Genomic DNA, 13,593 nt, shown 5'->3' with positions numbered 1-13,593 from the left:
CCAGAACTGGATAACGAATACGACGCCACCGAGCCAGGAGCGGGCGAGTCACTGAGGTTCGAGCTGTCGTATCCAAGAAGCGCAACGTCTCATTTCGCAGTCAACAACCTTGCACCCCAATAACTTGCATGCAAAGCTTCTCGTGTGACCCAAGGCTCCGTGACCCTCGAGGATTCCGTGTGCTTCGCGGTGTACTCCGCCGCGCAGGCCACCGTGCAGCTCTACCGCGATCTGCTCGCGCCGTGGGGCGTGACCTATCAGCAACTGCTCGTGCTCGGCATCCTGTGGCGTGACGAATCGGCCACTCCGGGGCGCATCGCTGCAGAACTGCACCTCGACGCCAGCACGATCACGGGACTCGTCAATCGCCTCGAAGCCGCGGGGCTCGTCATCCGTTCCCGCCCGGCCGGCGATCGGCGCACCGTGATGGTGACTGCGACCGAGGCATCCGCGAATCTGCAAGCGTCCCTGCACCGCGTCGCGGGGTGCGTCGCCGACGCGATGAAGATGGACCCGGATGCTGCGCACAGCCTCATCAGCTCGCTTCACGATCTGCGCGAGAACCTCACCAGCGCCGATCGCCCCTCGCTTCGCTCCGCCTAACCCCTCCCGAAAGGACCCCGCCCATGGACCTCAGCACCATCCCCGTCACCACGATCCGCGGTGAGCAGACCACGTTCGGCGCGCTCACCGAGGGCAAGGCGGCTCTCGTGGTCAACGTCGCCTCCCGCTGCGGGCTGGCGCCCCAGTACGAGCAGCTCGAGCAGTTGCAGAAGACCTACGGCGAGCGTGGGTTCACGGTGATCGGGTTCCCGAGCAACCAGTTCCTGCAGGAGCTGAGCACGGAAGAGAAGATCGCCGAGTACTGCTCCGCCACCTGGGGGGTCACCTTCCCGATGTCTGAGAAGGTCAAGGTCAACGGCAAGAACGCTCACCCGCTGTACCAGGAGCTGACCACCGTCGCCGGCGCTGACGGCAAGGCGGGCAAGATCAGCTGGAACTTCGAGAAGTTCGTCATCAGCCCCGACGGACGCGTGTGGCGGTTCAGCCCCCGCACCCTGCCCGACGCTCCCGAGGTCATCGAGGCGATCGAAGCGGCACTCCCCGCCTGATCACGACCGGATCTGCCCCCACCCGGTGGTTGGACGGACGTCCTTCAAGCCTCCACGTACTCCTGCCTGACCACGCCCCGGGTCGCGACCTCGATGTACCCGAAGTCGTGGTCAGAGTTCAGGATGACAGCGTCATTGACGACCGCGTAGGCCGCGATGAGGCAATCGAACGCCGCCGCCGCGCGCACGAGCCCGGAATCCCAGAGCGCCTGCTGGATGTCGAGCGCCTGGCGCTCGTCGGGATGCTCCCAGGCAGGCAGAAGTTGCGCCATGTCTGCGCGGAGTTCCTGGTACTCCTGCGGATTCCGTGCCGAATGGCAGTACTCGAGAACCTGAGGCGGGCAGGTGATGAGCAGGTGCGCGGGCGACAGCTCTCGGAGTCTGGTCGCGATCGCCTCACTCGTTGAGGCTCTCTGCCAGATGCTGTTGTCGACGAGGTACGTCGTCACTGGCCAGCAATCGCCGCCGGCGGGATCGTCGGAGCATCGATTTGGTCGGGTTCGAAGGTGCGGGCAATGATTCGCTCGACAGCGGCAGGCTGGCGACGAACGGCGATAAGAGTGCGCAGCGCGAGATCTACCGTTTCGCGATTGGAGGTCGTGCCAGCGAGCTCCTTCGCCTGGCGCAGCTCATCCGGGTCGATATCGATTGACGTGACGGCCATGGACCCCTCCCCCGATTTGTATAGAGCAGTATATAGACTCCCTACCCGCGGCGGACCTCAGCCGCGCATGGCAACGCCGCGGCGCCAATAGCCCATGAACGCGACCTGCGCGCGATGGATGCCGAGGTCCTTCACGAGGTGGCGGCGCAGGGTCGTGACGACCGAGCTCTCCCCCGCGATCCAGAAGTAGCGATCGATCGCCTCGACCGCGTCATCCAGTTCCTCACCCGAGCCTGAGAAGACCGGGGTCTCCCACAGGAGTTCTTCGGTGCCGTCATCCGTGACCGTCACGGTCGCCGTCGCACCCAGATGACCGAGCACGGTCGGGATGAGCTGCGACCCGTTCGCCGCGCCCTCCCGCGCGACCCAGCGCACCTCGACGCCCGCGGGCGCATCGATCGCGAGCGCATCCTCGGCGTGCGGCACCTCGATGACCGCGAGACCGACAGCGTCGCGATCGATGTCTTCGAGGATGCGGGCAATCGCCGGCGCTGCGGTCTCATCGCCCGCGAGCAGAATCTCCCGCGCCTCGCCGGGCGCATACTCGATGCCGCCACCGTTCGGGCGACCCCGGCGCGGACCGATGATCAGCAGTTCATCGCCCACGGATGCCTCACTCGCCCACGCCGACGCGGGACCGGTGAATCCGGGCTCGAGGTGCAGCACGAAGTCGATGACGACAGAGGTTCCGCCGTCCTCGACGCGCAGCTCCCGAATCGAGTAGGTGCGCATCGAGCCGCGCTCCTGCTCGGGAACGGCGAGGAACGCCGCCCACCAGTCACCATCCGGGTGCTCAAGGTCGGGAAGCCGGCCCGAGCTCGGCGGGAAGATCAGCTTGATGCGCTGGTCGAGAATGCGGTCGGGGTCACCGAAGTTGTCGAGGTCCGCACCGCCGAAGGTGATGCGCGCGAAGCTCGGCGAGAGCAGTTCGACAGAGCGCACGACAGCCCGCGCCACAACGAACGGCGACGCCTCGAGAACGGTGGATTCAGCGGCGGACATGGTGCCTCCCCATGGGCAGAACGACGGGCGAACCCGAGACGGGATCGGGAATGACTCTGCTGTCCATCCCGAACACGTCGCGAACAAGGTCTTCGGTGACGACCGCGTCGGGCGCCCCACACGCGTGAACCTGGCCGTCCTTCATGGCGACGAGCTCATCGGCATAGCGCGCCGCGAGGTTCAGATCGTGCAGCACCATGACGATCGTTGTGCCGCGGCTGCGGTTCAGGTCGGTGAGCAGGTCGAGCACCTCGATCTGGTGCGCGACGTCGAGGAAGGTCGTCGGCTCATCCAGCAGCAGGATGCCGGTCTCTTGCGCGAGCGCCATCGCGATCCACACGCGCTGACGCTGCCCGCCTGAAAGCTCGTCGACCGAGCGGTCGGCAAGGTCTGCGATGTCAGTGGCCTCGAGCGACTCCGCCACGACCTGATAGTCCTTGGCACTCCAGCGGGCGAGCATGCGCTGGTGCGGATGCCGCCCCCGACCCACGAGATCGGCAACGGCGATGCCCTCGGGCGCGATGGGGTTCTGCGGCAACAGGCCGATCTCGCACGCGATCTGCTTCGTCGGCGTTCGGTGGATCTCGCGCCCATCGAGCACGACCCGCCCGGCCTGCGGCGGGAGCAGACGCGCGAACGCTCGCAGCAGCGTCGACTTACCGCATCCGTTGGCCCCGACGATCGTTGTGATGGCGCCGGTGCGGATCTGCAGGTCGAGGTCGCTGACGACGACGCGGTCGCCGTACGCGAGCGCGAGGCCCTCGGCGGCGAGCCGGTGACCGACCGAACCCGGCACCGGTGCCGGATCGCGCGATGCCGCCACGGCGGCCGGGGCGGCGGGCGCGGCATCCGGCTCGCGAAGCGTCGCTGTAAGAGGCGGGTTCACAGGGATCCTCCCGACCGGTGCGTACGCACCAACAGATAAACGAGGTAGGGCGCGCCGAGGATGCCGGTGATGACCCCGACGGGATAGCGCGACTCGAAAGCCCACTGGCCGACAAGATCAGCAACCAGCACCAGTAGTGCCCCGACAAGGCCCGCCGGCAGCAGGAGCGAGGGTCCGGGGCCGAGCAGCCGCGCGGCGATCGGCCCCGCCATGAAGGCGACGAACGCGATGGGGCCAGTTGCCGCGGTGGCAAAGGCCAGCAAGATGACGGCGCCGAGGATGAACAGCACGCGAGTGGGCGAGACGCGCACGCCGAGCGCTGCGGCCGAGTCATCACCCAGGCGCAGGATGTCGAGATCGCCGCTGCGCGCGAGCATCACCGGCACGACGAGCAGCATCACGATCGCGAGCGGCACGAGCCGTTCCCAGGATGCGTTGTTCAGGCTCCCCGAGAGCCACTGCATCGCCGCCTGCAGGTCCCATTCGGCGGCCCCCGACAGCAGGTATGCGATGAGGCTCTGGATCATCGCGGCGACGCCGATGCCGATGAGGATGAGGCGGGCGCCGGCGAACCCGCTGCGGCTGGAAAGCAGGTAGATCGCACCGGCTGTGACGATGGCGCCGACGAGGGCGACGGCCGACACGGCGACGTCGCTCAGCGAGAAGACGATGATGCCAGTGACGGCGGCAAGGCTCGCGCCGGCGCTGATGCCGATGACATCGGGGGATGCGAGCGGATTCCGCAGCATCGTCTGGAACGTCACACCCGCCATCCCGAACGCGAAGCCCGAGAACAGGGCGAGCACGGCACGCGGCAGGCGCAGCTCGCCGACGGTGAAGGATGCCCCGGGCACGCTCTCGCCGAAGATGACGCGCAGAACCTCGACCGGCGTATAGAAGGTGTGGCCGACCATCGTGCTGATGGCGACGACGGCCAAGACGATCACGGCGAGGATGGCGGTGGTCACGGTCCAGCGGCGGCGACGGATGCGGCGCCCACGAGCGATCGCGGCGGCAGTCGTCGAGACCGCAGCCGGGGTGGTCGTAGGGACGAGGACGGCGGTCATAGCTCGCGCACCTTCTGGCGACGAACGATCCAGATGAACACCGGCGCTCCGATAAGCGCGGTCACGATGCCGACTTCGATCTCTTCGGGTTTGGCGACCAGGCGCCCGACGATGTCGGCGGCAAGCAGCAGCACGGCCCCGCCGATTGCCGACAGCGGCAGCAGCCAGCGGTGGTCGGGCCCGACGAGCAGCCGCACGAGGTGCGGGATGACGAGGCCGACGAACGCGATCGGGCCGGCGATCGCGGTTGCTGCACCGCAGAGGATGACGGCGCCGGCCGACGAGATCAGCCGAGTGCGTGACACGTGCTCACCGAGCCCCGCAGCGAGGTCATCGCCGAGGGCGAGGGAGTTCAGGCCGCGCGCCGTGGCAAGCACGATGAGTGCACCGATCAGGAGCACGGGGGCGACGACGGCGATGCGATCCCATTCGGCCCCGCCGACGCCGCCGATCTGCCAGAACCGGAACGTCGCCATGACGTCGATGCGCGGCAGCAGGATGGCGCTGACGAGCGATGCGAGGGCGGCCGAGGTCGCGGCCCCGGCAAGTGCGAGCTTGAGCGGTGTCGCTCCCCCGCGTCCGAGCGAGCCGACGGCGTAGACGAAGATCGCCGCCGCGGCAGCTCCCAGGATCGCGAGGCCCATCTGCCCGTAGGGGTCCATGATGCCCAAGAACGCGATCCCGGCGACGACGGCCAGCGCAGCGCCGCTCATGACGCCGAAGATGCCGGGGTCGGCCAGCGGATTGCGGGTGACGGCCTGCATGCTCGCCCCCGCCAGGGCGAGAGAGGCGCCGACGAGAATCGCGAGTACGGTGCGCGGCATCCGTTTGATGACCGCCGCAGACTCGATCGACGTGGCGTTACCCGAAAGACCGGCGACGAGATCGGCGGGGCCGACGTCAGCGACCCCGAAGGCGACGGATGCCACGGCGAGCACCACGAGGAGAGCGATCCCCGCGATCAGCCACGCGACGCGCACCGATACCGATCGTCGCAACGAGGCGACGGCCGGTACCGGTGCGGGCGCGTGGAGGGTGGTCACTGCTGTGCAGAAACTCCGGACGCGAGCAGGGCGAAGTAGTCGTCGATGCCCCACCCGATCGACAGCGGCGACGGGTTCGCGGATGCCGCCAGCGGCGTGTTGTTCTCGAGCACGACGATCGAGCCGTTGGCAATCGCCGGGATCTGCGAGAGCAGCGGGTCTGCCCGCAGCTGCTCCACGATGTCGCTGCCGGGGTCACCGTAGGTGACGAAGACGTCGACGTCCGCGAAGCGATCCGCCTCTTCGGCGCTGACCGAGGTGTAGAACTCCTCGGTGGCAGCCGACTCGTCGGCGACGATCTCGGGAACGGGGAAGCCGATGCTCTCGAGGAAGCCGGGGCGCGTGTCGTGGCTGGTGTAGAAACCGATCTGGCTGAAATCGGCGGGGTCGATGTAGCTGAAGAGGATGCGTGCGCCGTCGAGCTCGGGGTAGTTCTCGAGCGAAGCCGAGACCGTCTCGTGCAGTTCGTCGATGAGCTCATCGCCCTCGGCCGAGAGACCCAATGCGGCGGAGTTCATGCGGATCATGTCCTCATAAGAGGTGCCCCACGCGACCTCGGGGTACGCGACGACCGGGGCGATCTTCGACAGGGTGTCGTAGTCCTCCTGCGTGAGCCCCGAGTAGGCGGCAAGGATGACGTCGGGCTGCGTGTCTGCCACGGCCTCGAAGTCGATGCCGTCGGTCTCATAGAACAGGACGGGCGTCTCGGCGCCGAGCTCCTCGAGCTTGTCTTCGACCCACGGCAGCACACCGTCGCCATCGTCGTCACCCCAGGTGGCCTTGCTCATGCCCACAGGCACGACGCCCAGGGCAAGCGGCACCTCGTGGTTCGACCAGGCGACGGTCGCGACCCGCTCGGGCTTCGCTTCGATGACGGTCTCGCCGTACGCGTGCTCGATCGTGACGGGAAAGCCACTGTCGGACTCGGATTCGGTCGTGACGGCATCCGTCGATGACGAACAGGCGGCAAGGGAACCGGTCAGGGCCACGGCGATGCCGACGGCGATGAGACGGGAGGCGCGCACGAGCGCTCCTTTCGTGGGTTGCTGTGGGAGGCTCACTTTCGAATTGGTAAGCCTTGCCTAACCTACCTTGCGGCCGAACCATCCCTCAATCTGAAGGTTCTTTCAGCACACCCTGTCAACTTTGTTGACTCCTTCTCTAGACTGGGATCACGCGGTCCCGAAACCGCGATCGACTCAAGGAGGAGACATGGCCAAAGACAAGGCGCTCAGCGCAAAATCATCGATCGGCGCGTGGTTGAAGCATCCCGTCGGCGGCCCAATCCTGCGCGATCTGCTCGCGCAGGGAGGTCAGACCGAATCGGCACTGGCCCCCGTCAAACTCTTCTCGCTCGAACGCGTTGCCTCAATGAGCGGCGGACGGATGCCGCAGGAAATGATCGACGACATGGTTCGTCGCGCCAACGATCCGAACGCCCTCGCCGCTGCGCCCGTGACGGACGACGATGACGAGGATGACGAGGACGAGCTCCCCGCTCCCCCGATGGCTGCCCCCTGGGTGGAGCGCATCACGCCCGGCAGATTCGATGGCAAGACGGTCATCGTGACCGGCGCCGGTTCGGGAATCGGACGCGCCGTGGCTGCGCGCGTCGCCGCCGAGGGTGGGAAGGTCGTCGCTGTCGACATCTCGCAGGAGCGGCTCGATGCGGCTGTTGCCGAGATGCCCGGCGCTGTCGCGGTTGCCGGCGACATCACGTCGGAAGACGCGATCGCGAAGGTCGTCGCGGCAGCCGGCGGACGCGTCGACGGGCTCGCGAACGTCGCCGGGATCATGGACGACATGACGCCACTGCATGAAGTGAGCGACGCGGTCTGGTCGCGGGTCATGGCGGTGAACGTGGAAGGAACGTTCCGACTCACTCGGGCAGTTCTCCCCCTCATGCTCGAGGCCGGTGGCGGATCGATCGTGAATGTCGCCTCCGAGGCAGGGCTTCGGGGCTCGGCTGCGGGCCTCGCCTACACGACGTCGAAGCACGCCGTCGTGGGCCTCACGAAGAGCACATCGTTTATGTACGCGGGGAAGAATATTCGCGTGAACGCTGTCGCTCCCGGGCCCGTTGCCACCGGAATCGAGGCCTCGTTCGCCTCCGAACTCGGCCAGGAGCGGGTCGGGCTCGCGATGACGATCCTGCCGCCGATCGCCGAGGCCGCGCAGCTCGCGGCATCCATCACCTGGCTACTGAGCGATGATGCGACCAACGTGACGGGCGTCATCTTGCCCTCCGACGGCGGTTGGTCTGCGATCTGAATCAGCCAGTGATCGCTGCCTGTAGCAGCGCGCCGTAGCGACGGATGAGGGTCTCGCGCTCCACATGCGCGAGACCCTCATCGCGCACGATCCAGAGGCTGTAGAGCAGGCCGCCGACCACGGAGGCAGCCATCCGCGCGCGGGTGTCGGCATCGGCCGCGTGCGCCGGCGATGCCGCGATTCGCGTGCGAAACGGCCGCACGAAGCCCTCTTCGTGCGCGGCGCGCAGGTGCGTCCAGATACCCCCGGAGTCGCTGGCGCGCATGAGCGCCAGGTAGATGCCGCGGATGTCGGCGTCGTCGTCGAGGATGAACGCGATGAACCGCTCACCGAGCGTCTCGAGCGGACCCTCGAAGGCCGCCGCCGCGACCTGCACCTCCATGGTCTCCATGAAGAGCTCTTCTTTCGAACCGAAGTGACGGATGACCAGAGCCGGGTCGACCGCAGCCTCGCTAGCGATCTCACGTACGGACGTTCGCGCGTAGCCGTTCTCGGCGAAGAGACGCCGCGCAGCCTCCCAGATCGCCCGCTTCGAGGCTGGCGCGTGTTCGGGCAGGCTCATTCCCCCATGGTCGCACGTCGCTCTCTCGCCAGCAGGATGCCCGACTGCGGGCCCCACGGTTCTGATTTCCTCCCCGAAGGCCCGTCGCATCTGCGGATTCCGCACATATGACCGCGATGCTCGACGCTTTCAGTTGTCTTCCGTCGGTTCCTCTGCGATGATCGTCGCGTGGCAGATCGCACTCCCCGGGTTCCTCAGCTCGATGACATCTCGCGCGCGATCGTCGAGCACCTGCAAGCCGACGGTCGGCGCTCCTACGCCGACATCGGCAAGGCGGTCGGGCTCTCGGAGACTGCCGTGCGCAACCGCGTGCAGCGGCTCGTCGACGCGGGAGTCATGCAAATCGTCGCGGTCACCGATCCCCTGCAGCTCGGCTTCGCCAGGCAGGCGATGGTCGGCATCCGCACCTCGGGAGACTCGACGCGGATCGCCGCCGAGGTCTCGGCCCTTCCCGAAGTCACCTACGTGGTGCTCACCGCGGGCAGCTTCGATGTGCTCGCCGAGGTCGTCTGCGCCTCGGATGACGAACTCATCGATCTGCTCAACAAGCGCGTCCGCGCGATCGACGGCGTCGTCGCCACCGAGTCCTTCGTCTACCTCCGCCTGGTGAAACAGCTTTACGACTGGGGCACCCAGTCATGAATCACAGCACCGTGATCACACCCACAGACATCGTGACTACGCCCCGAAAGGACATTCCATGAACTCCCCCGCCGATCTGCAGAAGAAGGCCCAAGACCACCTGTGGATGCACTTCACCCGCCAGTCGGTGCTGGACAGCTCCGGGGTGCCCATCATCGTGCGCGGCGAAGGCCACCACATCTGGGATGACCGCGGCAAGCGCTACTTCGACGGACTGTCCGGTCTGTTCGTGGTCAACGCCGGCCACGGTCGCAAGCGCCTCGCCCAGGCCGCCGCGAAGCAGGCTGAGGAACTCGCGTTCTTCCCGCTGTGGTCGTACGCACACCCGTCGGCGATCGAACTGGCCGACCGCCTCGCCGACGAGGCGCCGGGAGACCTGAACCGGGTGTTCTTCACCACCGGTGGCGGCGAAGCGGTCGAGACCGCCTTCAAGCTCGCCAAGCAATTCTGGAAGCTGCAGGGCCAGCCCCTCAAGCACAAGGTCATCTCACGGTCGATCGCCTACCACGGCACCCCCCAGGGAGCCCTGGCAATCACTGGCATCCCGGTCATGAAGGCTCCGTTCGAGCCTCTCGTGCCCGGCGCTTTCCGGGTGCCGAACACCAACGCGTACCGCGCCGAAGAGGCGGGATTCGTCTGGGACGGCGAGGGCGATCGCCTGGAGGCTTTCGGGCGCTGGGCTGCGGACCGCATCGAAGAGATGATCCTGTTCGAAGGCCCCGAGACGGTTGCTGCCGTCTTCCTCGAGCCGGTGCAGAACTCGGGCGGATGCTTCCCCCCTCCCCCCGGCTACTTCCAGCGCGTCCGCGAGATCTGCGACCGTCACGACGTGCTGCTGGTCTCGGATGAGGTCATCTGCGCGTACGGCCGCATTGGCCACACCTTCGCCTGCAACGCATACGACTACGTGCCCGACATCATCACCTCCGCCAAGGGACTCACGAGCGGCTACTCACCGCTGGGAGCCACCGTGATCTCGGACCGGATCTACGAGCCGTTCCGCCACGGTCACACCTCGTTCCTGCACGGCTACACCTTCGGTGGACACCCGGTCTCGGCAGCGGTCGCACTGGAGAACCTCGCGATCTTCGACGAGGAGGGCCTGAACGAGCGCGTCCGCGAGAACTCGCCGCTGTTCCGGGCATCCCTCGAGAAGCTGCTAGACCTGCCGATCGTCGGCGACGTGCGCGGTGACGGCTACTTCTTCGGGATCGAGCTCGTGAAAGACAAGGCGACGCGCGAGACGTTCAACGACGACGAGTCTGAGCGGCTCCTGCGCGGATTCCTCTCCGGCGCTCTCTATGACGCGGGCCTGTACTGCCGCGCCGATGACCGCGGCGACCCCGTCATCCAGCTCGCACCGCCGCTCACGATCGGACCTTCGGAGTTCGACGAGCTCGAGCAGATCCTGCGCGACGTTCTCACGCGCGCCGCAAGCCTGCTGTAGCGGATTCGAAAGCTGCGGATTCCGGCCACGTCGGAATCCGCAGCTTTCGTGCGTGAAACCGTCGCGCAGATTACTTGAAACGACAGATTCCTGTATCAAGTTTGTTTCGGGCTGCGGAAAACGCTTGCCGCCTCGGGTGAGGTCATGGCACGATCGCTGACAATCCGTGCACAGCACGCATTCAGCTGATTGAGGTGACCGACTATGCCCGACCGTCCACTCCCCTCCGATCCGATGATCCGAGCGCTGATCTCGCAGGCCCGCGCAGCGCAGATCTCCCGACGCGGCGTGCTCGCCGGCGCCGGCGCTCTATCGCTCATGGGATTCCTCGCGGCTTGCACCGGTCGCGTCGGCGGTTCGGACTCCACGGGCGGCTCAGCGCTGACTGCCCCCGAAGACCTCTCGTCGAGCGTGAAGACTCTGACGTGGGCGAACTGGTCGTTCTACCTCGACGAGGATGACGAGGGCAACCACCCGACGCTGCAGGCGTTCGAGGACCAGACCGGCATCACCGTCAATTACGACGTCGCGATCGACGACAACAACACCTACTTCGCGAAGGTGCGCGACCAGCTCGCGCTCGGCCAGGGCATCGGCGCCGACACCGTGTGCCTCACCGACTGGATGGCAAACATCTGGATCGCCTCCGGCTATACGCAGGCCTTTGACAAGGCCAACATGGGCAACGTCTACGCGAACCTCAACCCGAGCCTGATGAACCCGAGCTTCGACCCGGGCCGCGCCAACTCCGTGCCGTGGCAGTCAGGATTTGCGGGTCTCGCGTGGAACACCGAGAAGCTCCCCAACGGCCTGGCATCCATTGACGACCTGTGGAACCCCGACCTGAAGGGTCGCGTCGGCGTGCTCAGCGAGATGCGCGACACGATTGGCCTCATCATGCTCAGCCAGGGCGTGGATATCACCTCCGACTCGTGGGGCGACACCGAGTTCCAGAACGCGATCGACGTCTTCGCGAAGCAGGTCTCGGACGGCCAGATCCGCAACATCAAGGGCAACTCGTACGCCGACGACCTCATCAACGAAGACACACTCGCCGCGATCGTGTGGTCGGGAGACATCACCGCGATCAACGCGGAGGTCGGCTACGACAAGTTCGGGTTCGCCCTCCCCGACTCGGGCGGGACGCTCTGGAGCGACAACTTCATGATCCCGATCGGCTCGCAGCAGAAGACCAACGTCGAGACGTTGATCGACTACTACTACCAGCCCGAGGTCGCCGCCGAGGTCGCCGCCTGGGTGAACTACATCACCCCCGTCGTCGGAGCACAGGAAGCGATGGCCGACATCGACCCCGAGATGGTCGATAACCAGCTCATCTTCCCCGACGAGGCGACGCTCGCGAATGCGTACATCTTCCGGGCGCTCAGCAACCAGGAGCAGGAGAAGTACAACGCAGAGTTCGAAGCCGTCGGACTCGGCGCCTGATCCCGCATGAGCGCTACGACACCCGAGGCCGGTGCCGACCTCGAGCTCCGCGGCATCCGTAAGACCTTCCCCGGCTTCACCGCTCTGCACGATCTGGACCTGGTGATTCCGGCGGGCTCGTTCTTCGCCCTGCTCGGCCCATCGGGCTGCGGCAAGACGACGACCCTGCGCATCGTCGCGGGCCTCGAGCGACCCACCGCGGGATCGATTTCGATCGGCGGCAAGGACGTGACATCCGTGCCGCCGCACAAGCGTCCCGTGAACACGGTCTTCCAGAGCTACGCGCTCTTCCCGCACATGACGGTGCAAGAGAACGTCGAGTTCGGTCTTCGCCGACGCAAGGTGACGGATGCCTCAAGCCGCGCCCTCGACGCGCTCAAGCTCGTCGAACTCGATCATGTCGCGGGGCGTAAGCCTTCGCAGCTGTCGGGTGGTCAGCAGCAGCGTGTCGCGCTCGCGCGAGCGGTCGTCAACCGGCCGGCACTGCTGCTGCTGGACGAGCCCCTCGGCGCCCTCGACCTGAAGCTGCGTCGCCAGATGCAGTCCGAACTGAAGACGATTCAGGACGAGGTCGGGATCACCTTCCTGCACGTCACCCACGACCAGGAAGAGGCCATGACGATGGCCGACACCGTGGCCGTCATGAACCACGGACGCATCGAGCAGATGGGCCCGCCGCAGGAACTGTACGAACTCCCCCGCACCGGGTTCGTCGCGAGCTTCCTCGGGCAGTCGAACCTGATTGCCGCGACGGTCGAATCAGCGGCAGGTGGCACCCTCGTCGCGCGCACTGCGGCAGGGGGCACACTGCGGATGCCGATCGAGCGCGCCGTCGCGACATCCGGCCAGATCACCGTTGGCGTTCGGCCCGAGAAGCTGATGCTGGCTGCCGAAGCACCCACGACCGACGACAACATCCTCGGGCCTGGACGCATCACCGACCTCTCGTTCACCGGTGTGAGCACGCAGTACACCGTCGAGATGCCGGGTATCGGACCCGTCGGCGTGTTCGAGCAGAACATGGTGTTCGGCTCGGTCTTCTCGGTGGGAAGCGAAGTCTGGGTGCGCTGGCGACCCGAGCACACGTTCGGGCTGGATGCCGACGCCCAGGCAGGTGCTGCCGAAGCCATCGCCGACAGCGAGGATTCCTAGCCATGGCGATGTCGGCGCTGGCTGTCGCCGATACCAAGAAGGCCTCGCCGCAGCGACGCGCCAGCTGGGTGGCGTTCGCGCTGTTGCTGCCGGGACTCGCCTACCTCGCGCTGTTCTTCCTCGTCCCGTTCGTCTCGCTGCTCATCACCTCGTTCGGCGTCAACGACACGTCCCAGTACGGCGCGTTCTACTACGCGTTCAACTGGGCTTGTCAAGTCTTCTGTGTAAGCGGGTTGGTGTTGGTGGTTAGAGGTAGGGGGTGATGCGGTCGGGGTAGGCGAGTGCGAGTTGTTCGAGGG

Annotated in this window: 16 protein-coding genes; 8 read left to right on the top strand and 8 right to left on the bottom strand. The window is 66.5% G+C overall.

What is annotated here, in order from left to right; translation table 11 throughout:
- Positions 1 to 144: 144 nt before the first annotated feature.
- Together BGO47_RS01940 and BGO47_RS01935 are read left to right on the top strand one after the other, a co-directional pair.
- A complete protein-coding gene (locus BGO47_RS01940; RefSeq protein WP_292707986.1) occupies positions 145 to 603 on the top strand; it encodes a MarR family transcriptional regulator in 459 nt (152 codons plus the stop codon).
- Between the two features lie 23 nt (positions 604 to 626).
- Positions 627 to 1,112 carry a glutathione peroxidase gene (locus tag BGO47_RS01935; RefSeq protein ID WP_292707983.1) on the top strand — a complete coding sequence of 162 codons (486 nt, stop codon included), beginning with the start codon at positions 627 to 629 and terminating at the stop codon, positions 1,110 to 1,112.
- A gap of 44 nt (positions 1,113 to 1,156) precedes the next feature.
- On the opposite strand, the gene BGO47_RS01930 is transcribed toward BGO47_RS01935, so the two are convergent.
- From BGO47_RS01930 to BGO47_RS01900, 7 genes are all read right to left on the bottom strand, one after another.
- Positions 1,157 to 1,561 carry a PIN domain-containing protein gene (locus BGO47_RS01930; RefSeq protein ID WP_292707980.1) on the bottom strand — a complete coding sequence of 135 codons (405 nt, stop codon included), beginning with the start codon at positions 1,559 to 1,561 and terminating at the stop codon, positions 1,157 to 1,159.
- Entirely contained in the window at positions 1,558 to 1,776 is a 219-nt protein-coding gene (locus BGO47_RS01925) for a type II toxin-antitoxin system VapB family antitoxin (protein WP_292707977.1), read from the bottom strand. The genes BGO47_RS01930 and BGO47_RS01925 overlap by 4 nt, the downstream gene beginning before the upstream one ends.
- Positions 1,777 to 1,833: 57 nt before the next feature.
- The gene (locus BGO47_RS01920; protein WP_292707974.1) at positions 1,834 to 2,778 is read right to left on the bottom strand and encodes a siderophore-interacting protein; all 945 of its coding nucleotides are present in this window, start codon (positions 2,776 to 2,778) and stop codon (positions 1,834 to 1,836) included.
- Positions 2,765 to 3,574, bottom strand: a complete 810-nt coding sequence (locus BGO47_RS01915; protein ID WP_292708338.1) for an ABC transporter ATP-binding protein — start codon at positions 3,572 to 3,574, stop codon at positions 2,765 to 2,767. The genes BGO47_RS01920 and BGO47_RS01915 overlap by 14 nt, the downstream gene beginning before the upstream one ends.
- 86 nt (positions 3,575 to 3,660) lie before the next feature.
- Positions 3,661 to 4,731, bottom strand: coding sequence for an iron chelate uptake ABC transporter family permease subunit (locus BGO47_RS01910; RefSeq protein WP_292707971.1), 1,071 nt, complete (start codon positions 4,729 to 4,731; stop codon positions 3,661 to 3,663).
- The gene (locus tag BGO47_RS01905; RefSeq protein WP_292707968.1) at positions 4,728 to 5,774 is read right to left on the bottom strand and encodes an iron ABC transporter permease; all 1,047 of its coding nucleotides are present in this window, start codon (positions 5,772 to 5,774) and stop codon (positions 4,728 to 4,730) included. The genes BGO47_RS01910 and BGO47_RS01905 overlap by 4 nt, the downstream gene beginning before the upstream one ends.
- Positions 5,771 to 6,799: an iron-siderophore ABC transporter substrate-binding protein gene (locus tag BGO47_RS01900; RefSeq protein ID WP_292707965.1), complete on the bottom strand. Its 1,029-nt coding sequence runs from the start codon at positions 6,797 to 6,799 to the stop codon at positions 5,771 to 5,773. Before BGO47_RS01900 ends, BGO47_RS01905 begins: the two co-directional genes overlap by 4 nt.
- Before the next feature lie 187 nt (positions 6,800 to 6,986).
- On the opposite strand from BGO47_RS01900, the gene BGO47_RS01895 reads away from it, so the two are divergent.
- On the top strand, positions 6,987 to 8,045 hold the full coding sequence (locus tag BGO47_RS01895) for an SDR family NAD(P)-dependent oxidoreductase (protein ID WP_292707962.1): 1,059 nt from the start codon (positions 6,987 to 6,989) through the stop codon (positions 8,043 to 8,045).
- A 1-nt stretch (position 8,046) separates the two neighbouring features.
- Here BGO47_RS01895 and BGO47_RS01890 read toward each other — a convergent pair whose 3' ends face one another.
- Positions 8,047 to 8,607, bottom strand: a complete 561-nt coding sequence (locus BGO47_RS01890) for a TetR/AcrR family transcriptional regulator (protein ID WP_292707960.1) — start codon at positions 8,605 to 8,607, stop codon at positions 8,047 to 8,049.
- A 168-nt stretch (positions 8,608 to 8,775) separates the two neighbouring features.
- Here BGO47_RS01890 and BGO47_RS01885 point away from each other — a divergent pair, with 168 nt between their 5' ends.
- The 5 genes from BGO47_RS01885 (at position 8,776) to BGO47_RS01865 (ending at position 13,557) form a co-directional block, all read left to right on the top strand.
- Positions 8,776 to 9,249 (top strand): Lrp/AsnC family transcriptional regulator, encoded by a 474-nt coding sequence (locus tag BGO47_RS01885; RefSeq protein ID WP_292707958.1) that lies wholly within the window; start codon positions 8,776 to 8,778, stop codon positions 9,247 to 9,249.
- A 58-nt stretch (positions 9,250 to 9,307) separates the two neighbouring features.
- Positions 9,308 to 10,696 carry an aspartate aminotransferase family protein gene (locus tag BGO47_RS01880; protein ID WP_292707955.1) on the top strand — a complete coding sequence of 463 codons (1,389 nt, stop codon included), beginning with the start codon at positions 9,308 to 9,310 and terminating at the stop codon, positions 10,694 to 10,696.
- Positions 10,697 to 10,900: 204 nt separating this feature from the next.
- A complete protein-coding gene (locus tag BGO47_RS01875; RefSeq protein ID WP_292707952.1) occupies positions 10,901 to 12,142 on the top strand; it encodes a spermidine/putrescine ABC transporter substrate-binding protein in 1,242 nt (413 codons plus the stop codon).
- A 6-nt stretch (positions 12,143 to 12,148) separates the two neighbouring features.
- On the top strand, positions 12,149 to 13,294 hold the full coding sequence (locus tag BGO47_RS01870) for an ABC transporter ATP-binding protein (RefSeq protein WP_292707949.1): 1,146 nt from the start codon (positions 12,149 to 12,151) through the stop codon (positions 13,292 to 13,294).
- 2 nt (positions 13,295 to 13,296) lie between these two features.
- Positions 13,297 to 13,557, top strand: coding sequence for a hypothetical protein (locus BGO47_RS01865; RefSeq protein ID WP_292707946.1), 261 nt, complete (start codon positions 13,297 to 13,299; stop codon positions 13,555 to 13,557).
- Positions 13,558 to 13,593: the final 36 nt, after the last annotated feature.

It is taken from the genome of Microbacterium sp. 67-17 (assembly GCF_001898325.1).
GTDB classification, from domain to species: domain Bacteria; phylum Actinomycetota; class Actinomycetes; order Actinomycetales; family Microbacteriaceae; genus Microbacterium; species Microbacterium schleiferi.
Note: the sequence above shows the minus strand (reverse complement) of the source record. Positions and strands in the feature narration are given on the sequence as shown.

Coding starts and splice junctions, on each gene's coding strand:
- BGO47_RS01935 (WP_292707983.1), top strand. CDS start 627: ATGGACCTCAGCACCATCCCCGTCACCACGATCCGCGGTGAGCAGACC.
- BGO47_RS01925 (WP_292707977.1), bottom strand. CDS start 1,776: ATGGCCGTCACGTCAATCGATATCGACCCGGATGAGCTGCGCCAGGCG.
- BGO47_RS01920 (WP_292707974.1), bottom strand. CDS start 2,778: ATGTCCGCCGCTGAATCCACCGTTCTCGAGGCGTCGCCGTTCGTTGTG.
- BGO47_RS01910 (WP_292707971.1), bottom strand. CDS start 4,731: ATGACCGCCGTCCTCGTCCCTACGACCACCCCGGCTGCGGTCTCGACG.
- BGO47_RS01895 (WP_292707962.1), top strand. CDS start 6,987: ATGGCCAAAGACAAGGCGCTCAGCGCAAAATCATCGATCGGCGCGTGG.
- BGO47_RS01890 (WP_292707960.1), bottom strand. CDS start 8,607: ATGAGCCTGCCCGAACACGCGCCAGCCTCGAAGCGGGCGATCTGGGAG.
- BGO47_RS01880 (WP_292707955.1), top strand. CDS start 9,308: ATGAACTCCCCCGCCGATCTGCAGAAGAAGGCCCAAGACCACCTGTGG.
- BGO47_RS01875 (WP_292707952.1), top strand. CDS start 10,901: ATGCCCGACCGTCCACTCCCCTCCGATCCGATGATCCGAGCGCTGATC.
- BGO47_RS01870 (WP_292707949.1), top strand. CDS start 12,149: ATGAGCGCTACGACACCCGAGGCCGGTGCCGACCTCGAGCTCCGCGGC.
- BGO47_RS01865 (WP_292707946.1), top strand. CDS start 13,297: ATGGCGATGTCGGCGCTGGCTGTCGCCGATACCAAGAAGGCCTCGCCG.